The organism is Dyadobacter sp. HNCC25DJ187 (assembly GCF_056895255.1).
In genome coordinates, this window is record NZ_JBXHAT010000001.1 from 780122 (window position 1) to 800953 (window position 20832).

Genomic DNA, 20832 nt, shown 5'->3' on the forward strand with positions numbered 1-20832 from the left:
AATTAAAGTGATGTTTTATTCTGATTGAGCACAATGCGTAACTTGAATCCTGCCAGATCAGTTTTTACTTCCTGACATATACCATTTTTATAGGTGTATACTCCCTGCTTGCCATCAGGCAGGGAAACTCCATAGCTTCCATCCGACAACTTCTTCACATTACACATCTGGCCGTATCTTTCCGAATATACTTCTGCTATTTTAACCGGTTCTTTATAATAGAGACTAGTCACCGTGTTCAAAATAGGCTCATTGAATTCCTTGCCTTTTTTCTTGTCTCCGTCATCACCGGAAAAGGAAACTGAATAGGCAGATTTATTTATACTCTTTGTTTGCGTGCGCTCTTTAAGATCTCCATTCACGTGATGAGCTGAAACAGCATTGACCAGTTTACCATCTTCAAAGCTGGCTTGTGTAGAATACTTCCCCGAATAAAAGAGAACTTTAAAAGTTGATTCAATCCGGTGAACATCTTTTTCGCTTCCCTCTTCATTGTCGAATACTTTCAACGAACCGATTGTTCTTCCTGCCACAATTACGTCGTACACATTATTTTGGGCTTCGGCATCCTCAAATGAAGCATGCGCATTGAATATAAAAAAGAGAATGAAGAGCCTGATCATAAGTTGATTTGATAAAGTATACTGGAACCATCTTGTATTGTTACAATTTCTGTTCCCGCACAACAGATTTTCAAATTACTCAAAACCAATAAAAATTTATGCATTATGAATAATGGGGCAAGGGAAATTCCGCGCTTTTCTACTTGCTGTGACCAACAGATACCTACATTTCAACCCGATTGTTAAAAAATTTGCCTGCCCCATACTTTGGAACAGGCATACATGGCTAATAAATAATTAAAAGAGGTAAGGAATTACTAAAATGCTCCGAATTTCAAAGTCAGGTTGTATGAAAGACTGCTTAGGTCTGAATCTGACAGTCCGTTTCTACTGCTCCCGAAAGCTTTGCGGTAAGATATTCCGGGGCTGAAACGCATCCATTTGAGAAGATTGAATTCCACCTGTACACCTGGCTCCATCAAAAAGAAAAAGTTCGGATCACGCTCGTCAAAATCGTCCCAATCCCAATCATCCCAGTCATTTTTGTCATACTGGGTTGTAAAACCCGCGCCGGTTAGAAGATTTGCGGCGAAATGGACTTTTTTAGTGGATGCAAACACGTATTCTGTCATTAAACCAAACTGTCCATGCTGATAGGTCATTCTGGATCCGGGAAACTGATTTACATTCCATGGGGCGGGAATGAAGTTAGTGGTGGTAGCTCCGCCTATGCCAATCATAAATTGCCGGTTGATAAACCATCCTCCGTAAATCCCTACCATGTTGGCAAAATTTCCGTTGATCGTCGTGAATTTGTTTGATATAGCTGCATACCCACTTGAACGGCGAATAGGTGACTTCTGGAAAATGGTTTCATTTTGCTGGGCTTGGGCAGAAATGCTGATCGCAACCATGGCGATAACAAGAACTTTATAGATCTGATTTTTCATAAATTGATTGTTTGAAACCTTGACAATCTATCAAGCCCATCCCCCTATTCTCAAAAGAAAAATATTGGAATAGCTGGTCCGATCAGACCAGTTTTGCGTAGCATAACTGTAGTTATCGCAAAAAATGTCCCATTTAATTATGCCTTTTGCAGTGATTTTGATTCTTCTTTTTCTACAATTGATGTCTTTCTTGAAAATATACAACAAGTACTTTCTTACTTTATTGAAAAAGTACAATTAACTTGAATTTAATTATTTGACAATATGTTAATTTTGCAACTGAGAATACCAAAATCTTAGTTTAGTCTGATAACCAGACAAGCAGAGAATACCAGAATCTGGAAAAAGTCATATCAATTTATTTAGAATTAACACCATCACCACATACAGGAATCATTATAACTCCTATGAATTATTCAATATTAGCACCTTCTGACTCCAGAAAATATCTACGACTTGCCGTCGCAGCATTTTTCTTTGTTCAGGGATTAAGTTTCGCGGCATGGGCCAGCCGAATTCCGGACATCAAAAACATGTTACACCTGACCGAAGGCGGCCTCGGAACAGTACTTCTGGCACTGCCTCTCGGACTCATGGCAAGTCTTCCAATTTCAGGATGGGTGGTTACCAATTATGGAAGTAAAAAAATGGTATTGATCGGGGCTGTTCTTTATGCAATTACACTTGTCTTTATTGGATTTGTTACAAGAACTGAGCAGCTCGTTATTGCATTATTCGCATTCGGACTTTGGGGAAACCTTACAAATATAGCTGTCAATACACAAGCTGTCGCAGTCGAGCAAGTATATGGTAAATCGATTATGGCATCCTTTCACGGTTTGTGGAGTTTGGCAGGATTTGTCAGTGCAATGGTAGGATCACTTTTTATTTCTATCAGCTTACCACCTCATTTGCACTTTAGCATTATAGCCGTAATTGCACTTGGTATCATTTTCACTGCCTACAAACATACTATGCCTGACGGCGAAAAGCAGGAAGGAGATTCTCAGCCTATGTTTGTAAAACCGGACCGGGATCTGCTTACGCTTGGTTTGATCGGTTTTTGTGCCATGGTTTGCGAAGGAGCTATGTTCGACTGGAGCGGCGTTTATTTCCAAGAGGCAGTTCATGTTCCTGCATCTATGACAACCTTAGGATACGTAGCATTTATGGGAACTATGACCGGCGGCCGTTTTGCAGGAGACTGGTTGGCTAATCGGCTTGGTCGCAAAAAAATGCTGCAGATCAGTGGCATGTGTATGGGCCTCGGTCTCGCAATAGCCGTATTGTTTCCCTATCTGATCACTGCAACATTAGGCTTTTTACTCGTAGGTTTTGGTGTTTCATCCGTTGTTCCACTTGTGTATAGTGCTGCCGGTAAATCCACAACGATGTCAGCGAGTATGGCACTGGCAGCTGTTTCGTCCATCAGTTTTATTGGTTTTCTTATCGGACCGCCGTTAATCGGAATCGTTGCTCAGTTTGCCGATCTGCGGTTCTCATTTGCTATTGTAGGGGTATTAGCCTCTCTGACTACCATCCTTTCCGCAAAAGCGAGACTGATCAAATAATTACCACTAGATCTATATAAAAAAAGGACATTCATGGTGAATGTCCTTTTTTTGTAACAAATCACATATATCTAACACTGTTATATTACTAACCATCGACAATGAACTGGATCTTTGCGGTATTAACCCAAAAATTGTTTTACATAATTACGGCTTGTAAGTATGGCCGTGGTAACATCCGTAACATTACCCTCGTACGCCTTATCCTCCACTTCTATTACCACAGGTCCCCGGTACCTGACATCAGTTAGTGCCGCGAAAAAACCCCTCCAGTCGACATCGCCAAGGCCTGGAAGTTTGGGTGAATGATATTCCAATGGATTGGCCATAATCCCCGCCCTATCCAACTTATCTTTATACACCTTAACATCTTTCAGGTGAATATGATGTAGCCTGTCTTTGTATTGATAGATAGGTTTAATCTCATCCATCATTTGCCAGATCATATGCGAGGGGTCATAATTTAGACCGAACAACGGATTTGGAATGATTTCGAACATTTTATCCCACACCGCCGGGCTGATCGCCAGATTCTTCCCTCCCGGCCACTCATCGTCTGTGAAAAACATCGGACAGTTCTCAATTGCTACTTTGATCTGATATTCTTCAGCCACCTTGATGACCGATGGCCATACATCAGCGAACAATGCCAGATTATCCTTAATACTTTTGGAAGAGTCGCGGCCTATAAATGTGGTCACCACCGGTACGTCCAGCTTGTAAGCCGCACGGATCACCTCCTTGATATGCTCGATATAAAATTCTGATCGCCCCGGTGTGGGATCCAATGGATTAGGATAGTAACCCAGAGCAGAAATGGAAACATTCGCCTCTTTGAGTGTATACTTTATTTCCGATATTCTTTTCTCTGTCAGCGACCTGACATCAATATGCGTCACCCCGGCATACCTGCGGCTATCACTATTGTCAGATGGCCAGCACATCAACTCGACACAGGAAAACCCATGATTTCCGGCAAATCTTATAACATGTTCAAAACTGAAATCCGGCAGTATAGCACTATTAAAACCTAATTTAAGCATAAGAAAAGTGGATAATGAATACTAAATCACGATACGGGTATGCGCCATATTTACGTACGCCCCAACATCATATTTATGAATACAGAAGCAATACACAGTGCAATATGTCAAAAGTGCTGATAAAAATCACTGACTATTATCAATAAATACGACTACAATGTATCCAAAGGGTTAAAAAGACGCATTTTCGAATAGCTCCAACAATACTCATCACATCCTACGACATTTCATCCCTGCCCTGTACCATCTGTAACTAAGCCGCGCGTTATTATCCTTGATAATTCGCTAATATTGAGATAAGATATTGATTGGATCTAAACACTTTACGGCAACTATGAATGATTCTGAACCAGGTTTCGGCAAAAAAATTCTCAGTTTTTTCATCAAGGAAGAAGAGAAGTCAGCAAAAATGATGTCCGCTCCTGACAAGAGTGTAACAGCCGCGCCGACTCCGGCTATTACCCTAAAACCAACAACAGAAATTGCGAAAGACGAAAAGCAAAAATTTATTGAACACTTTGTCAAGCTTTTGGAAAAGGTCAACTTGCCTGGCCCTGATTATTTTGAGTACAAACAAGCTCTAAAAAGCATGGATCACCTCGAACTATCTAAAGAAAAACAGTTCCAGGCTGCGTGGGCAAGCTTCAAAGCTATGGCTGGCCAAAATAACACCAGCATCCTGACCACATCTGCTAATCACTATCTGTTGGCTTTGGAAAAAGACCGCTCAGCTTTTCTCAAAGATGCGGAGAAAGCGCTTAATGACCGCGTGGGGTCTCTGCGGGATGAGCACAAGAAACTTCAGGACGGAAACACTGTTATGAGTCAGCAGATCAGTGAATTACAAAAGAAAATTGATGATAATAACAATCGTCTTGGCCAGATTTCAGGAGAAATAACAGAACAAAGTGCGCGTATAAACCAAAACCGGGAAAGTTTTGAACAAACCTACCTCACTTTTATTGATCAAATTAATGCAGATTTAAATCATATTAACACGTACTTAAAATAAACCTATCTATCAAATGGCAACACCAGATTTTAGTCAGATTGGCGGTCCACAGGAGGATGCCTCCCGACGATCCTATTGGAGCAAACCCGAAGGCGTCACCTCCTTACTCTTTATGGGAGCAGCAGGCGCGGCAGCCTTGTATTTTTGGAATCAAATTGCAGTTTTCCTTATTGAAGTTACACAAAACACACTGTATCTCGGTTTTCTGATGGCTGCCTTAGCCGTCTTAATCTTTCTCTTTACAAGTAAAGACGTACGTACTGCCGTTTTCTTTCTCTTCAAAACGCTGATGCGGAAAATAACGGGGATTGTGATCAAACTGGATCCTATTGCTATCATGAAAATTTACATTGATGATCTCAAAGAGAAACGTCAAAAAATGCAGGGACAGATTGATACACTAGCGGGACAATTAATCAAACTGAATAAAAATATCAATCAGAACAATGAACAGATTAAGCAGAAATTTGCCGAAGCTAACAAGGCAGGAACCATGCTTGATCGCCCGGGGATGAAAGAGGTTGCATCTCTTGCCACCATTGAGGGGGCTGGCTTACAAGAAATGAACGAAAAACTTTTCCCTCTGCAGCGCAATATGAAAACGGTGCTGGAATTCATGGAAAAGGTGAACAAAAGCGCAGATTACATTATTAAAGAGACAGAAATAAAGGTTAAACTGAAAGAAGCTGAATACAGAATTGTTAAAGAAAGCTCCAACGCGCTTAGAACTGCGGTAAGCATATTTAAAGGAAATCCCGACAAGAAATTCTATTTCGACGAATCTATGGAATATATCCAGGACGACATGAGTCAGAAGCTGGGGGAAATGAAAAGAGCAATGGATCTTTCCATGGACTTTATAAACGGCGTTGATGTTCAAAACGGGCTACTCTCAGATAAGGGCCAGGCGATGCTCGAAGCTTACAATCATGGAGAATTTAAACTAATTCAGCTGGATGCACCAAGTCCCACTCCCAGAAACGTTGACGTTCCTAAGGAATCAGGATACAAAGGGCTGCTGGACTAATTTAACTATTTAAATTTACTTAAATAAACCAATAATTAACATTTATAAATATGAAAAGACTAACTGTGGCAGGTCGCTTATTAATAACAGCATTGATACTGGGAGCTATATTCCTGGGCTATAAATATCTTGGTGGCCAGGAAGTAATGGACAACATGGCGGTTGAAAGAGCGCAGTCGCCATTAACCGAAGCTACCACTGCTGATAATGAAACTGCCTCTTCCAGCGCCGGCCCCGACAATACAGCTACCGACAATCGTCAGGGATCGTTTAATTACACACCGCCTGCACCTATCGACGGGAAACTCAAAGGAGTGGTTGAGCTAGGCGCGAGTGGTTTCAATTCCTTTATTATTAAAGTGGATAATCAAAAGAGGTGGAGTTTAGAAAAGGCCGAATTCGGAAATAGTCTGGTTACAGAAAATATGGCTACTGACGAGGATGTGAGGATCGGATTAAAAAAATACATCGGAACTATGCTCGATTATGGTGTCGGCCCTCGTGAAATACATTTTGTCGTAAGTTCTGGTGCAGCTAAAGCAGATGTGACACAGAAGATCACCAAGGCTTTGAAATCTCTCAACTATGTTGTCAATCAGGTAACTCCTGAACAGGAAGGACAACTTGCATTGAAATCTGTACTTCCTCAGGAGTATGTCAACAAAGCATTCGTTGTAGATATCGGCTCAGGAAACACGAAGGTGTCCTGGATGAATGACTCAAAAATTAATGCTATTGAGACTTATGGTGCAAAGTATTTCCAAAATGGTACTGATGACACAAAGGTATATCAGGAAGTAAATGCGCAAGCAAAACAGGTACCCTCCAATCTTAGAAAAACTTGTTTTATCATAGGAGGTGTTCCTTTCGAGATGGCAAAAGAGGTTAGAAAAGGAAAAGAAAGATTTACAACTCTTAGCCCTCCAGTTGCATATAATAAATTAACAAATGCCAAGTCAAAAGCAGGGATTAACATTTATAAATCTATATCCGATGCGACTGGCTGTGAACAGTTCGTGTTTGACTGGGATGCTAATTTCACTATTGGGTTTTTATTAGGACTTTAAAAGGTACAATCAGTTGGGGGGAATTTATTATTGTTGAAATATACAATAATTAAATTTCCCTTCTTCATTCTCTCTTCTGTGATACAGATGTGACCTCTTCATAGTAACTCTATTCACCAACATTCTTACCTGCACACGATACCACACGATTGCCATTTGTAATCGGATTATTTAGCTTAATCTATTAAACTCTAAGATGCAATATCTGGTCCGACATATTGCGGATGTATGAACCGTTAGGTTAGAAATTCATCTCTGCCCTATTATAAGGTGAAGCATCTAATACGTTTAACATCATCCTGCTCTGATTCTCCATCATTTTTATGATGCATTCACTAATCATGGTTAAAAACAGGATTTGTCGCTGTTGACTCATGTTTTTAGTCAATTTTCGTTTTTCTTACTTACATCAACAAGCAAGCCTGCTCAATGTAGTTAATTGACATAACATATTTACAAATAACAACTTACCTCCCATTTGGTGCTATTATAATAGGCTTTACACGGATTTTAATGTCAATTAGATTTGCGTACAGCAAATTATCCTGAACTGCTGTCAGTGTATATAAATCTGGACAAGCGAAAATCCGAGAACTGTGCTTGCTTAATGGCGGAGTATTCGTTCACATTAGTTTTACTACTTACTCAGTATCTGAGATCCTTGCGTGTTCTTCGATGTTTACGGATAAGCTCTACAAGATAAAAATTTGCCTGATGCCTATTAACTCTTGGAAACTCATTGAGCTGAATAAGCCTGTTGATCACTTATCTTACTTTTAGACAACTGAAGAGTGAATTTTTGAAACTGCACCTGCTATTTTAACAAAACGATCAGCCGGCCCTGCTGCTCAGCATAAGTGATTTGATAAAACTGAATTATACCGGTATCTTTGACGCTTAACAGTCAGATCATCCTTAAATTATAGTGGGCGCAAGCTACTCTGCGACACGCGAATGGCCTCAAAAACACGCATTTTCGAGAAGCGAAAACTTCTTGGTCAGATTTATACTCCATCATTTATAGTAAAAAAAATGCTTCAGGATACAGGATTTTATTCCCTGCATTCCGAAAGAGTCAGCATACTTGATCCAGCCTGTGGAGACGGCCGTTTCCTCGTTCCCATCGCTGAATACTACATTAAAACTACGGCAGTAGACAAACTCAAAGACAAGCTCGAACGTATTGAGGGTTGGGACATTGACCCTTCCGCAATTGCGTTGTGCAGGGATAATTTGAATGCTTTACTGGATGGATTACCCATAGAAATCAATTGGAATCTCAAGAGAAAAGATGCATTACGAGCACTGAATGCTAAGAAAAAATATGATTTGATCGTAGGAAATCCGCCTTACGTACGCATTCAAAATGTCGAACCCGGTCAACGTAAGTTTGTGCAGGAGCATTATAGTTTTTGTAAAACAGGGTCAACTGATATCTATGTTGCCTTCTTCCAACTGGCACATAGCTTGCTCAAAATGAGCGGTGTATGCGCCCTGGTTACATCAAATTCTTTTCTCACTTCCCAAACAGCGCAATCACTTCGATCATTTTTTAGCGAAAGTAAAGTACTGAGGCAAATCACTAATTATGGTACGCAACGGATTTTTGAAAATACTGGGACTTATGCAGCAATAACTATTTTTGGAAATACCTGCAAAAATGAGTTTTTATACGAGCTGATTGATCCGAATGATATTTCGAAGCGACGAAACATACATTGCAGTGAAATTGAAAATCCGAATCAGTGGCATTTATCGGTAGATCAAACTCAGAAAATAAATGGTACCAGATTGGGGGATATATGCCAGATATCTATAGGACTTTCCACCCTTGCAGACCACATTTATCTGGTAAAACCACTCATAAAAGGATCCAAGTTTACAGAGGTAATTACCAAAACGGGGCATTACCTTCTTTTAGAAAATGACATTTTGAAGTCAATTGTTAAGGGCTCTAAATTGAAATCAAGTGAGGATGTGATTTCAGAGATGATCATTTTCCCATACGAAAAAGATGAAAAAGGTAAGTATAAAATTATTCCTGAACAGGCCCTGTCAGCCCGTTTCCCCAGAGCATACACGTATCTTCTGAGCATGAAATCAGAACTCTTAAACCGAGACAATGGCAAGGCAAATAAGATTGCCTGGTATGCCTTCGGACGGTCTCAGGGGCTTGATAGTTGTTTCGGCCGGAAAATTATTTTCTCCCCTATCAACAAATACCCAAATTTCATATTATACGATGATCCCGAATGCACTGTGTATTCCGGTTACTTTTTGAAATTCTCCGGTGACTACCATGCCCTTCTGCAACAGCTTAATTCTCAGCGTATGGCAGATTTCGTAGCTGTTGCCGGACGGGACTTTCAGGGTGGTTATAAAGGGTATAATAAAAAAGTGATAGAGAATTTCCTTGTTGCAGATCTGACAACTTCATAAATCTACTTAACAGAATGAAAGAAAATAGTAAGGCCGGTTTTACGGGTTACCAATACTTTGTTATTTCAATCCTCGCATTTATCCAGTTCACCGTTGTACTGGATTTTATGGTTTTATCACCATTGGGAGCTATTTTAATGCCGGAGCTATCGATCTCCACTGCGCAATTCGGGCTCGTGGTATCTGCTTATGCTTTTAGCGCCGGAGCTTCCGGTTTACTGGCCGCCGGATTTGCCGATAAATTTGACCGAAAAAAGTTGCTTTTATTTTTCTACACCGGTTTTGTAATTGGCACTTTGCTATGCGGGCTGGCTCCGGACTATTACTCTTTACTTGCTGCCCGAATCGTTACCGGTATTTTCGGAGGAGTAATAAGCTCCATTGGTTTTGCCATTATTACGGACGTTTTCGCTCTTGAATTTCGGGGCAGAGTGATGGGGTTTGTGCAGCTTGCATTCGGCGCAAGTCAGGTTTTAGGCATTCCTCTCGGCTTGTATCTGGCAGGGATTTTCAATTGGCACGCTCCATTTTTATTGATTGTTGGCCTTAGTGCAATTATAGGAATAATTATATTTTTATATCTTAAGCCAATTACGGCTCACTTAGCAATCCAAACCGGCGAGAGCCCATTTTTACACTTATGGAAAGTAATTAAAAAGGGTCCTTACCGTAAGGCATTTTTAGCAACGACCTTATTGGCTACCGGCGGTTTTATGCTCATGCCGTTTGGGAGTGCTTATGGAGTTCACAATCTAGGGATATCCTTAGAACAACTTCCTGTACTGTATGCAGTTACCGGTATATGCATGCTCTTCTTCAGTCCCTTGATCGGAATCCTTAGCGACAAAATCGGCAAATACAAAATGTTCGTGATAGGATCTGTTATAACTGCGATTATGACTTACATTTATTGTAATCTGGGCGTTACTCCTCTGTGGATCATTCTTGTATTAAATGTATTTCTCTTCGTTGGAATTACAGGCCGCATGATCTCAGCTTCTTCTTTGATGACGGCCGTGCCGGAAGCATCAGATCGCGGCGCCTTTATGGGTATCAACTCTTCGGTTCAGCAAATATCCGGCGGAGTTGCTTCCCTGCTAGCTGGCCTGATTGTGCATAAAACAGCAACAGGCTATATAGAAAATTATCCTCTGTTAGGAAACATAGTTATTGTCGCAGTTGCCATTGCCGTTCTGTTGATGTATCAGATCCACCTGTACGTCACCAGCAAATTGTTGGCAGATGTCAGCATCACAAACAAAGACTGATCAATTTACTATTTGATTCAATAACTCGATGTAAAGGCTTCCTACACGGGAAGCTTTTTTTATTGAAGTTCAAGCAAAAAGAGAAAAAATAAAAATATCCTTGTACATGATACAGAAACAAATCAACTGATAATAAATGAATTACAAAATATATTAATTTTTATCTTTTAATATTTAGAATACTTTTTAAAAGTTTACTACATTTACACCAGTGATAAACTTTTAGGACTTTTTATTTAAATATATAAGTCATAAATTTATTTTATGTTTATTTACATATCAATCTTTAAATAAACATTTAACTTTTTATACTTATAATACTTTTTAAATGAAAATCATAAGTATTGTCAACAACAAAGGAGGAGTTGGAAAGACCACTTCCGCGCAAAGCATCGCCGCCGGACTTAGCAAATTTGCAAATGCCCGTGTACTTGTCATTGATCTCGATGCACAGGCAAGCTTGACAAAGAGCTTCGGTATTACGCACGCCGGATTAAAAAAAGACAGTGGCTCCTTTATTACTGGCGAATACGAATTTGACGAGATAGTCAAAAAAGTAGGCGATATTGATATCCTACCCGGGTCGGCCGAAATGATACATAGAGAGGATACTATTAAGTCTGCCCCTATTTTTCCGTTCAACCTGAGGATCGCCTTGGAAAAGGTGAAGGACCGTTACGATTTCGTGATTATTGATTGCCCTCCGGCACTTTACGGAAATACGCGTTTGGCATTGGTTTCCTGTCATCAATATTATGTGCCGCTTCAGGCGGAGTTTTTGAGTTATGAAGGTTTGAGAAACTTCTTGGTATACTCAGCTGAAATTAAAAAAATAAGTCCGAGTACTAATTTGGGAGGTGTTTTCGCAACACGGTATAATCCTAAAATAAGAAAGAAGATAAGTCATGAACTGATCAGTGCCACAAGGGAACAATTAGGCGATTCATTCATGAATTCTTTTATCAGGGATAACATCGCTCTTTCTGAAGCTCAGGCTAGTGGACAGACCATTTTTGACTACGCTCCAAATAGTAACGGAGCCGAAGATTACTACAAACTCACCAAAGAAATTTTGGAACGAATAACTAACTAAAAATATGGCTAAGGAAAGGAAATTTGAATTTGCACCGCTTCCACTTGTGGCAGATGTTCAGGAAGATCTGGAACTAGAGATACCATCACAGGTGGTAGACACTGCTCCTACCAAAGTTACATTCGACTGTGACTATATCCTGATGGAAAACATGAAGGATTATGGTTATTGGGAAGGTCTTACTCAGAAGGACATTATTCTTGAATCTTTGAAGCTATATTTCCAGAACAAGGAAATTCGTCCTCGTCCTGATAAGATCCGAAATAAAACCAAGGTGGGCCGGAAGCCAAAAAATGCAAATGACTAACCCTGCCAAGCACTAGTCACACACTGAATAAAATTCAGAGCCCTGTTCGAAAACGGAGTCCATTGATTGATTCCATTTTCGAACGGGGATTATTTCAGATTATATAAAGCTCAGTTCCATTTTTATATCGGATCTTTTATAGACCGCGTCCAGCGCAACTTCCTTAAAACCTAGTTTGCTGTAAATGTGAATGGCATTAGCAAGTACCCGGTTGGAATATAGTACCAGTTTGGTTGCGCCTAGTTCTCTTGCTTTTGACAAAGCTCCGGCACATAGCTGGTTGCCTATACCCTGTCCCCGCGAATCATGATCAACGCCCATTTTCGTGAGTTCGTAAATACCAGGCTCAACATATTTCAAAGCGACTACGCCAACAATGCCTTTCTCCGATGAGGCGAACAAAATGGCTCCGCCATGGTCAAGGATAGCTTCCTGTGGATTTTCCAGAACATATTGATCAATAGGTTCGATTGAAAAATAAGCACTCAGCCAAGCTTTGTTAATTTTCTCAAAATAGGTAGCATACTCAGGTTGATAATCAAGTATTTCGATTTTCATGTGATTAATATGTTGTTATAAGGGGGACGCCCCTATTTAATTTGCTTGACTAACCCTACGCCTGTGATAATTGATCTGCCCCAAATGGTAACCCAGGTGATTAAGCAGATGTGCCAGTATCATACTTACAGTTTGCCTTTGGAATAATGAAAGGACATCATGTGGATACTCCTTTTGCAATTCTTCCCCGGACAAGTCATTTAAAGTAAGATCCACGACAGATTGTAAGACTTGCAATTCTGAGAAAAGACTATCTCTGTTAAAAACTTGCTGGCCAAATTCGGCATCCCGATCTCTGATGTAAGGCGTATTGCCCAGCGTGAGACCTATGTAGGTTCTGAGGTTTCCGATGAGATGCTGAATGAGATGACCACCGGAGTTTATCGTTCCTGGCAAAGTAGCCCACAACTCGGTATCATTTCGATAAGCCTTTAATTCACTGACTAATTTATTTAATTCTCTGTTGTACAGAGCTGCGTATTCCAGATTTGTCATAACGATCAATTTAAAAGTATACCTACTTACGCTGTAATTTATAGCCTGAACTTACGAGGTATACGCCTATCATGGTTACTATAAATGCCAAAATAGTAAACCATGTTATCTTTTCGCCCAAAATCATAAAGCCCAATGTAATTGCTACAAGCGGATTGACATAGGCATAGATTGAAACCAACCCGGCCGGAAGTTTTGACATTGCATACAGGTATGACGCAAATGCAAGAATAGATCCGAAGAAGATCAGATAAACCAACGCTGCAAAAGAGGTGGCATTCATCGTTGGAAGTGCGCTCCAGTCTTCGTTAAGTGCGCTAAGTGTAAACAGACCGAGCCCTCCGACAAACATCTGTACGCCGGCATTGAAAAAAGAATCGGATTGGGGTCTGTACTTTCTTGTATATAATCCCCCAAAACACCAGGATACAACTGAAACGAGCACAACGGTAATCCCTGTCAATGTTTCTGGTTTATTGACCAGGTCAAGATTATCTCCGAAAATGAGGCTTACTCCTCCGAATCCGAAAACTATACCAGCCACAATTTGCCAGTTAATTTTTTCATCCCTTTCAACTACCAGATTGATCATGATGGTGAGAACCGGAATGAGTGAGCAGAGCAAGGCCGCCAATCCGCTGGGAATAAACTGAACGGACCAGCCGACAATGCCGGTTCCGAAGGTGATCATACAAAGGCCTGGTATAATTTGCAGGCGGGCATCAGCCCAGGTCCAGTTTTTACCCGCTCCTCTGCAAAATAGAAATGCCAAAAGTATAGAGCCTGCCAGAACATTACGAATCCCCATAAAGATAAGTGCGGGGAAACCCGCTACGCCGACGCGTGCCGCCAGATAGGTTGTACCCCAGAAAAAACAAACTAAACCCAGTGCGACATATCCTTTCGCTGTATTGCTCATTGGTGATGCATTTAATTCTGCAGCAAAACTATTAGTTTTGAAAAAAACAAAACAGATTCAGTTTTTGATATTTCAAGCATAACAGATGAAATTTAATAAGGAGCGTGGAAATACCTCAGGAGATTTTCTGTATAACCAGATCGCGGAACGTTTTGTGATCCAGATAGAAGCTCACATTCTCAAGCCTGGCGATCGATTGCTTTCTGTTCGCGCACTGAGCCGCGAGCACGGTGTCAGTATGAGTACTGCTTACAAAGCGTACGCCGAACTTGAAAACAGAGGGTTTATAGAAGCACGCCCCAAATCGGGTTATGTTGTGAAACATATCCTGGTGAAAAGTGACAAACAAAAACTTACCAACATTGCACCTTTGCAAAACAAAACTGCCAATGTCGACGAACTGATCCGGCGTGTGTACCAGACACTCACCCAAGATGGCCTCGTGAGATTATCGCTCGCTTCTCCTTCATCTAAACTTATCCCGGAAGCCAAACTCAGCAAAGCAATGGCAGAAGCAATCCGCAAAAGTCCGACCAGTTGTACACAGTATGAGCATATCCAGGGTAATATTAATCTACGCAAACAAATAGCCAAACATGCTTTTAATTGGAATGGACAGGTTACCGAACATGATATTGTTACCACCCAGGGATGCATGGAAGCGCTGGTGTTCTGCCTGAAAGCTGTGACTGAGCAGGGAGATACAGTGGCTATTGAAAGCCCTACGTACTTTGCCATTTTTAATGTCATGAAAAGTCTTGGGCTAAACGTCCTGGAAATCCCCGTTGATCCTGAAACGGGAGTTGACATTGAATACCTTGAAAATGCGATGAAGAATGTGGCAGTAAAAGTATGTTTGTTTGTACCTAATTTTTGTAATCCGGTTGGAGCACTTATGCCCGACGAGAGAAAAAAACAGCTTGTTGAATTACTGACCCGAAAGAACGTACCATTAATCGAAGATGATATTTACGGAGAAATGTACTTTGGTAAAAACAGGCCACGAACCTGCAAAAGCTTTGACCGGGAAGGCATTGTAATGCTATGTTCTTCGGTAAGCAAAACACTTGCGCCTGGTTACCGCGTGGGGTGGTGCATTCCGGGAAAACATCTAGACAAAATCATCAGCCTGAAATTGATGCATACCGTCTCAGCTGCCACTCCCACCCAGGCAGCGATTGCACTGTTTTTCGAAACCGGTCGGTACGATCTACACCTGCGTAACCTCAGAAAAACACTGCATTTACAATATCTTCAATATACTCAACTCATTACAATGTACTTTCCAACAGGGATCCGGCTCAGCAGGCCCAGGGGTGGGTATGTGTTATGGATTGAGCTTGACAGCACCATTGATTCATTCCAATTGTTTGGCAGAGCACTGGAAGAAAATGTAAGTATTGCCCCGGGACAGATATTTACAACTGACGGTCGCTATAAACACTTTATCAGGATCAGCATAGGTGAACCTATCACAGACGAGATCGAATCCAAAATAAAAATAGTAGGGGAGCTGATACGGGATTATCACAAATAAAAGCTTGCGAATGAGATGGATCAGTGCCATACTGCAACGCTGATACACATCGCAACACAATTGCAACTAACTGATTTTCAATACATGATACCCTGTTGCAGTATATATTTACATACTTTTGCTCACCGGTTAGTGTGGATGTTTAAAGCACCTCAAAATCAGTAAACAGTAATTCCTTTAATAATAACTCCTATGGAACTCAACGAACTGAAAAGCAAAGCAGACTCCTCACATAGTTGCTGTGATCACAATCATACACCTGCATCTCCGAAGAAAAATCATGACCATCATCATGATGATCACGACCATGATCATTCGCACGAAAGTGCAGGACTATTGATAAGCAGATGGCCCTTGTGGCTAAGTCTGATCATACTCGCAGTGTTTTTGACAATGAGCTTCGGAACAGATGTGTTGATCAGCAGGCCAGTGGAAATTGCAATGATGCTAACCGCTTATGTCTTGGCCGGGCATAAGACGGTGTCGCTCGCTTTCCGGAAAGCCAGTCGGGGCGATTTTTTCAATGAATTCACATTGATGACGATCGCTACCATAGGTGCTTTTTATATTGGCGAATTTAGCGAAGGTGTGGCCGTAATGATCTTTTATGAAATCGGTGAACTGTTCCAGGATCTGGCAGTAAGTAGATCCAAGCGTTCTATCAAAGCATTATTGGATATTCGTCCGGATACAGTAACTGTTTTAAGAAACCAGCAGCAAACCAACGTTAAACCTGAGGATGTAAAACCTGGGGAAATTATATTGGTAAAAGCTGGCGAAAAGGTGGCGTTGGATGGCATATTGATTTCAGATTCGGGAACGTTTAATACTGCAGCATTGACCGGTGAACCCAACCCGGACCTCAAGAAAAAGAATGAAGTGGTATTGGCCGGTATGATCAACACGGATAGGTCTGTTGAAATTAAAGTCAGTTCGCTCTTTAAAGATTCAAAGCTATCACGTATCCTGGAAATGGTACAGGATGCAACCAGCAGAAAAGCTCCTACTCAACTACTGATCAGCCGGTTGGCCAAAATATACACACCTGCTGTTTTTGGATTAGCTGTATTAATTATCCTGTTACCTGCGGTGCTGACAGCTCATTATAGCTTTCAGGAATGGCTCTACAGGGGGATGGTATTCCTGGTGATTGCTTGTCCATGTGCACTGACAATATCTATTCCTCTAGGTTATTTTGGTGGAATCGGACTAGCTTCCCGAAATGGTATACTGATAAAGGGATCTAATTTTCTTGATGCAGTAACACGGCTTGATACCGTAGTAACAGATAAAACAGGAACACTTACAAAAGGAGTCTTTGAAGTCCGAAAAATTAAAACAGCACTTAATCAGGGTGAGTTCCTGAGATTTACCGCATCGCTGGAAAGTTACTCTACACACCCTGTAGCGCTCGCGGTTTTGAAACATGTGGGGAATTTACCATTGTCGAAACCTACCGATGTGACCGAAATGGCAGGACACGGACTCAAAGGCGTTATTGAGGGTCAGGAGGTACTTGCCGGAAATCTTAAACTGTTGAAGAAATATAGTATCGTATTCCCCTCTGAATTGGAGCAAATCGTTGAAACTGCTGTTATAGTTGCATTAAATGGCACCTACGCCGGACATATTATAATTGCCGACGAGATAAAAGAAGATGCACATCAAACAATACGAGAGCTGAAAAGTATGGGCATCAGAACCGTTATGCTGTCAGGAGATAAGTCAGCTGTAGTAAATAAGGTAGCTACTGACCTTGGCATAGACGAAAGCCATGGAGACTTGCTGCCAGAGGGAAAAGTAGCATGGGTACAGGAACTCAAGAACAAGGGACGGAGTATTGCATTTGTTGGAGATGGTGTGAACGACGCTCCGGTCATAGCATTGGCTGATGTAGGTATAGCAATGGGCGGATTGGGGTCGGACGCTACTATTGAAACCGCAGATATTGTCATCCAGAACGACCAGCCGTTCAGGATTGTATCTGCTATCAAGGCAGGAAGAATTACAAAAGAAATAGTTTACCAGAATATTGGATTAGCCATGGGAGTTAAAGTGATGGTGATGGTGATGGGAGCAGGAGGAATTGCTACACTTTGGGAGGCCGTTTTTGCAGATGTCGGTGTCGCTCTACTGGCAATTCTGAATGCATTTCGGATTCAGGGAAAGAAAATTTAGTCTTACGATAACTTTAACATAGTATCTCATGGGAAAGAAATTTGATTATATCACACCTGAATTACAGACATTTATCCAAAATCAAAAAATATATTTTGTCGCTACCGCTATGAGCACCGGCACTGTAAACCTATCTCCAAAAGGAATGGATTCGTTTCGAATCATGGATGACAACAGGGTATTGTGGCTGAATGTAACCGGAAGTGGAAACGAAACGGCTGCACATCTTTTGGAAAACGACCGTATCACCATCATGTTTTGTGCATTTGAGGGAAAGCCTCTGATTCTAAGATTGTATGGCCATGGAAAAGCTTACCATCGTTTTGATAAGCAATGGGATGAGTACATTACGCTGTTTCCCGATTTTCCGGGAGCAAGACAAATTTTTTATGTACAAGTGGATATCGTTCAGACTTCCTGCGGAATGTCCGTACCATTTATGAACTATGATAGAGAAAGGGAAGAACTGAATAAATGGGCTGCAAAAAAAGGAGAAGACGGCATTCAAAAGTATTGGGAAGAGAAAAATGTAAATAGCTTTGATGGGTTTAAAACCAGGATTTTAGGATGATTTTTTGATCAGAACATGAGAACTGAGTAAATATTGCTTTATCCTAAAAACACTTAACCTTTACATTTGTGATTAAGAAAATACTCTTACTTTCTCTTTTATGGCCGCTGGTCTTTACCAAGCAATTATTTTCACAAGGCATGCCTAAACAGCTTTTCAATGGTAAGGACCTGAAAGGCTGGCATGTGGATGTACCTGAAATGGACAAAAATCCCAACGTACAAACACCGTTCATCATTAGAAACGGGTTGCTGGTGAGCTTGGGAACTCCCGGCGGGCATCTCATTACAGACGCGAAATATGAGAATTTCAAATGGACATTTCAATATCGTTTTGCAGGAAAACCAGGCAACTGCGGCGCACTGGTTTTTGTATCTACTCCGAGAGCACTTTATGATATGTTTCCAAAATCCATTGAGGTTCAGATGATGCACGAAAATGCCGGTGATTTCTGGTGTATTCAGGAAGACATAACCGTACCCGATATGGAGAAACGCCGGGGTCCAAAAGAAAAATGGGGTGTCAACGGCGACAAGCTCAGAAGAATCCCTAATCTTACAGACGGAACAGAAAAGCCATTAGGCGAATGGAACACCATGCAAATTGAGTGTGTGAAAAATACCGTAAAAGTCTGGCTGAATGGCGTTCTGGTCAATGATGGTTTTAATGCCACCGCAGGGAAAGGACAACTGGCATTGCAGTCAGAAGGGTCGGAGGTAGAATTCCGGAAGATCGAGCTGACACCGATTAACAAGCTAAGTGATTGATGGTAAAGATTATACAGAACGGCACAAAGATAACATGGAAGTGCTCAGAGAACTCACAACCAATTAATTGGACCAATTTTATTCTACCAGGTTCTTTCTAATTTCATATACACTGGATAAAGGAGACGGATGCTGCTATTTCAAATCTTGTTCGTTTGGTTTCTCTGCCTCCTTTATCTATCTCTCTGTAACATCTGCATCACACACCAGCAGCCACCTTTTTCATTTTTTCCAAACCCGTCTTTGCCACCAGCAACGGATCCTGTGCATAATAATCTTTGTTAAAAACCTCAAACGATAGGATTATAGATTTGTCCGGATTCTTGAGCGCTTTCAAGAGATCGCTCAGAGGTGCTACACCATCTCCGGCATATACCCTGTCGGCATCTGTGATTTTATCTGCAGTTGGAGTAGCAGGATAATCATTGATGTGGAAGATTTCTACCAGCGGTTTGCCAACGTTTTTAACACTATCCATACCTGAGCCTCCTTTGTGCAAATGATAAACGTCCATAAGAACTCTTGCAGAGGGATGAGAAGTTTCCGCTGCTACAAACAGTATCTCACCTACCCTACTCAGATTTTTTGAAAATCCCCAAAGTTCCAGGTGAGGCACCACGCCTGTTTTATCTCCCAGTTCAAGAATGGCCCTGTATCTTTCTGCGATAGCAGATAATTCAAGATGATCCCCGGTGGTTGCGCCCATTGGCGGAGCAGCTACACGGCGGCAACCAATGGCAGCCAGTTGATCCATTTCCAGCTTCAACTGCTCAATCGCCTTTGCTCTGGTAGCAGAATCTGAGACGATCCAGGGAGCGAATCCGATCGCATCCTCTACCTTCAAACCCAAATCATCAATAATCTTTTTCGCATCGGTTAAAGTCCCGCCACTTTTTAGATAATCCTGCAAGGTGTTGATCCAGATTTCCACCGAATCATATCCCGCCTTAGCAGCGACTTCAAGTTCTTTTCGGAACCCAAGTTGATGCCCCCGAAGGGTACTCATATTGAGCGAATAAATAAACGATTTTTGTTTTGTGGCAGCCTTTACCGGTACGACTGACGCTGCAGAGGCAGCGAGCACAGCTCCTATTGCATTTCTGCGGTTCATATTTGACATCAATATATTAAAATCCCAGACTGATCTAACAAAGGCAGAAGTGATCAGATTCTACCAATTTGTGTTATTGAACATGATTTCAGCCGCCCGAAGCAGTCCAGTTCTCACCTTCAAAAAGTGGACAAAATTCTATCTGATCAAAAGTTTTTCGAGATACCGAATCACGCCAAATGATTTAACACGTAGTTAATTCCACTAGTGAACAAACAACATAAACATGTTAATTTGATATTAAATAAGAGATATTATTAACTATATAGACAAACTTTAGTTTTATTGTCATCAAACTAAATTAACCAAACTGATGAAAAATATTTTTGTAACCAAATGTGCCAAAACAAATCAGA

At 41.1% G+C, this 20832-nt stretch carries 19 protein-coding genes; 12 read left to right on the plus strand and 7 right to left on the minus strand.

The window, feature by feature from the left end; all coding sequences use genetic code 11:
- Positions 1–2: 2 nt before the first annotated feature.
- Complete coding sequence (locus AC1XUE_RS03125) at positions 3–623, minus strand: DUF6134 family protein (protein ID WP_483354470.1); 621 nt, start codon at positions 621–623, stop codon at positions 3–5.
- 257 nt (positions 624–880) lie between these two features.
- A complete protein-coding gene (locus tag AC1XUE_RS03130; RefSeq protein WP_483354471.1) occupies positions 881–1513 on the minus strand; it encodes a hypothetical protein in 633 nt (210 codons plus the stop codon).
- Between the two features lie 407 nt (positions 1514–1920).
- Here AC1XUE_RS03130 and AC1XUE_RS03135 point away from each other — a divergent pair, with 407 nt between their 5' ends.
- Entirely contained in the window at positions 1921–3084 is a 1164-nt protein-coding gene (locus tag AC1XUE_RS03135; protein ID WP_483354472.1) for an MFS transporter, read from the plus strand.
- A gap of 122 nt (positions 3085–3206) precedes the next feature.
- On the opposite strand, the gene AC1XUE_RS03140 is transcribed toward AC1XUE_RS03135, so the two are convergent.
- Positions 3207–4127, minus strand: a complete 921-nt coding sequence (locus tag AC1XUE_RS03140; protein WP_483354473.1) for a sugar phosphate isomerase/epimerase family protein — start codon at positions 4125–4127, stop codon at positions 3207–3209.
- A 334-nt stretch (positions 4128–4461) separates the two neighbouring features.
- Between AC1XUE_RS03140 and AC1XUE_RS03145 the strand changes: the two genes are divergently transcribed.
- The 7 genes from AC1XUE_RS03145 (at position 4462) to AC1XUE_RS03175 (ending at position 12340) form a co-directional block, all read left to right on the plus strand.
- Positions 4462–5139, plus strand: a complete 678-nt coding sequence (locus tag AC1XUE_RS03145; RefSeq protein ID WP_483354474.1) for a hypothetical protein — start codon at positions 4462–4464, stop codon at positions 5137–5139.
- A gap of 13 nt (positions 5140–5152) precedes the next feature.
- Entirely contained in the window at positions 5153–6166 is a 1014-nt protein-coding gene (locus AC1XUE_RS03150; RefSeq protein WP_483354475.1) for a hypothetical protein, read from the plus strand.
- A 50-nt stretch (positions 6167–6216) separates the two neighbouring features.
- Positions 6217–7233, plus strand: a complete 1017-nt coding sequence (locus AC1XUE_RS03155; protein ID WP_483354476.1) for a hypothetical protein — start codon at positions 6217–6219, stop codon at positions 7231–7233.
- Positions 7234–8187: 954 nt separating this feature from the next.
- Positions 8188–9672 carry an HsdM family class I SAM-dependent methyltransferase gene (locus AC1XUE_RS03160; RefSeq protein ID WP_483354477.1) on the plus strand — a complete coding sequence of 495 codons (1485 nt, stop codon included), beginning with the start codon at positions 8188–8190 and terminating at the stop codon, positions 9670–9672.
- Between the two features lie 14 nt (positions 9673–9686).
- A complete protein-coding gene (locus AC1XUE_RS03165; protein WP_483354478.1) occupies positions 9687–10940 on the plus strand; it encodes an MFS transporter in 1254 nt (417 codons plus the stop codon).
- 328 nt (positions 10941–11268) lie between these two features.
- On the plus strand, positions 11269–12033 hold the full coding sequence (locus AC1XUE_RS03170) for a ParA family protein (protein ID WP_483354479.1): 765 nt from the start codon (positions 11269–11271) through the stop codon (positions 12031–12033).
- A 4-nt stretch (positions 12034–12037) separates the two neighbouring features.
- Positions 12038–12340, plus strand: coding sequence for a hypothetical protein (locus AC1XUE_RS03175; protein WP_483354480.1), 303 nt, complete (start codon positions 12038–12040; stop codon positions 12338–12340).
- A gap of 99 nt (positions 12341–12439) precedes the next feature.
- On the opposite strand, the gene AC1XUE_RS03180 is transcribed toward AC1XUE_RS03175, so the two are convergent.
- Genes AC1XUE_RS03180 through AC1XUE_RS03190 form a run of 3 tightly spaced genes read right to left on the minus strand, consistent with a single transcriptional unit; the run spans position 12440 to position 14312 of the window.
- Complete coding sequence (locus AC1XUE_RS03180; RefSeq protein ID WP_483354481.1) at positions 12440–12898, minus strand: GNAT family N-acetyltransferase; 459 nt, start codon at positions 12896–12898, stop codon at positions 12440–12442.
- 36 nt (positions 12899–12934) lie between these two features.
- Positions 12935–13393: a DinB family protein gene (locus tag AC1XUE_RS03185; protein ID WP_483354482.1), complete on the minus strand. Its 459-nt coding sequence runs from the start codon at positions 13391–13393 to the stop codon at positions 12935–12937.
- A 22-nt stretch (positions 13394–13415) separates the two neighbouring features.
- Complete coding sequence (locus AC1XUE_RS03190; protein WP_483354483.1) at positions 13416–14312, minus strand: EamA family transporter; 897 nt, start codon at positions 14310–14312, stop codon at positions 13416–13418.
- A gap of 85 nt (positions 14313–14397) precedes the next feature.
- Here AC1XUE_RS03190 and AC1XUE_RS03195 point away from each other — a divergent pair, with 85 nt between their 5' ends.
- The 4 genes from AC1XUE_RS03195 (at position 14398) to AC1XUE_RS03210 (ending at position 19365) form a co-directional block, all read left to right on the plus strand.
- Positions 14398–15849 carry an aminotransferase-like domain-containing protein gene (locus AC1XUE_RS03195; protein ID WP_483354484.1) on the plus strand — a complete coding sequence of 484 codons (1452 nt, stop codon included), beginning with the start codon at positions 14398–14400 and terminating at the stop codon, positions 15847–15849.
- 192 nt (positions 15850–16041) lie between these two features.
- The gene (locus AC1XUE_RS03200; RefSeq protein ID WP_483354485.1) at positions 16042–18027 is read left to right on the plus strand and encodes a heavy metal translocating P-type ATPase; all 1986 of its coding nucleotides are present in this window, start codon (positions 16042–16044) and stop codon (positions 18025–18027) included.
- A gap of 28 nt (positions 18028–18055) precedes the next feature.
- Positions 18056–18598, plus strand: coding sequence for a pyridoxamine 5'-phosphate oxidase family protein (locus tag AC1XUE_RS03205; RefSeq protein ID WP_483354486.1), 543 nt, complete (start codon positions 18056–18058; stop codon positions 18596–18598).
- Positions 18599–18738: 140 nt separating this feature from the next.
- Entirely contained in the window at positions 18739–19365 is a 627-nt protein-coding gene (locus tag AC1XUE_RS03210) for a 3-keto-disaccharide hydrolase (RefSeq protein WP_483355991.1), read from the plus strand.
- 199 nt (positions 19366–19564) lie between these two features.
- Here the strand turns inward: AC1XUE_RS03210 and AC1XUE_RS03215 are convergent, their stop codons facing one another.
- Positions 19565–20476 carry a sugar phosphate isomerase/epimerase family protein gene (locus tag AC1XUE_RS03215; RefSeq protein WP_483354487.1) on the minus strand — a complete coding sequence of 304 codons (912 nt, stop codon included), beginning with the start codon at positions 20474–20476 and terminating at the stop codon, positions 19565–19567.
- Positions 20477–20832: the final 356 nt, after the last annotated feature.

Coding starts and splice junctions, on each gene's coding strand:
- AC1XUE_RS03125 (WP_483354470.1), bottom strand. CDS start 623: ATGATCAGGCTCTTCATTCTCTTTTTTATATTCAATGCGCATGCTTCA.
- AC1XUE_RS03130 (WP_483354471.1), bottom strand. CDS start 1,513: ATGAAAAATCAGATCTATAAAGTTCTTGTTATCGCCATGGTTGCGATC.
- AC1XUE_RS03135 (WP_483354472.1), top strand. CDS start 1,921: ATGAATTATTCAATATTAGCACCTTCTGACTCCAGAAAATATCTACGA.
- AC1XUE_RS03140 (WP_483354473.1), bottom strand. CDS start 4,127: ATGCTTAAATTAGGTTTTAATAGTGCTATACTGCCGGATTTCAGTTTT.
- AC1XUE_RS03145 (WP_483354474.1), top strand. CDS start 4,462: ATGAATGATTCTGAACCAGGTTTCGGCAAAAAAATTCTCAGTTTTTTC.
- AC1XUE_RS03150 (WP_483354475.1), top strand. CDS start 5,153: ATGGCAACACCAGATTTTAGTCAGATTGGCGGTCCACAGGAGGATGCC.
- AC1XUE_RS03155 (WP_483354476.1), top strand. CDS start 6,217: ATGAAAAGACTAACTGTGGCAGGTCGCTTATTAATAACAGCATTGATA.
- AC1XUE_RS03160 (WP_483354477.1), top strand. CDS start 8,188: ATGGCCTCAAAAACACGCATTTTCGAGAAGCGAAAACTTCTTGGTCAG.
- AC1XUE_RS03165 (WP_483354478.1), top strand. CDS start 9,687: ATGAAAGAAAATAGTAAGGCCGGTTTTACGGGTTACCAATACTTTGTT.
- AC1XUE_RS03170 (WP_483354479.1), top strand. CDS start 11,269: ATGAAAATCATAAGTATTGTCAACAACAAAGGAGGAGTTGGAAAGACC.
- AC1XUE_RS03175 (WP_483354480.1), top strand. CDS start 12,038: ATGGCTAAGGAAAGGAAATTTGAATTTGCACCGCTTCCACTTGTGGCA.
- AC1XUE_RS03180 (WP_483354481.1), bottom strand. CDS start 12,898: ATGAAAATCGAAATACTTGATTATCAACCTGAGTATGCTACCTATTTT.
- AC1XUE_RS03185 (WP_483354482.1), bottom strand. CDS start 13,393: ATGACAAATCTGGAATACGCAGCTCTGTACAACAGAGAATTAAATAAA.
- AC1XUE_RS03190 (WP_483354483.1), bottom strand. CDS start 14,312: ATGAGCAATACAGCGAAAGGATATGTCGCACTGGGTTTAGTTTGTTTT.
- AC1XUE_RS03195 (WP_483354484.1), top strand. CDS start 14,398: ATGAAATTTAATAAGGAGCGTGGAAATACCTCAGGAGATTTTCTGTAT.
- AC1XUE_RS03200 (WP_483354485.1), top strand. CDS start 16,042: ATGGAACTCAACGAACTGAAAAGCAAAGCAGACTCCTCACATAGTTGC.
- AC1XUE_RS03205 (WP_483354486.1), top strand. CDS start 18,056: ATGGGAAAGAAATTTGATTATATCACACCTGAATTACAGACATTTATC.
- AC1XUE_RS03210 (WP_483355991.1), top strand. CDS start 18,739: ATGCCTAAACAGCTTTTCAATGGTAAGGACCTGAAAGGCTGGCATGTG.
- AC1XUE_RS03215 (WP_483354487.1), bottom strand. CDS start 20,476: ATGAACCGCAGAAATGCAATAGGAGCTGTGCTCGCTGCCTCTGCAGCG.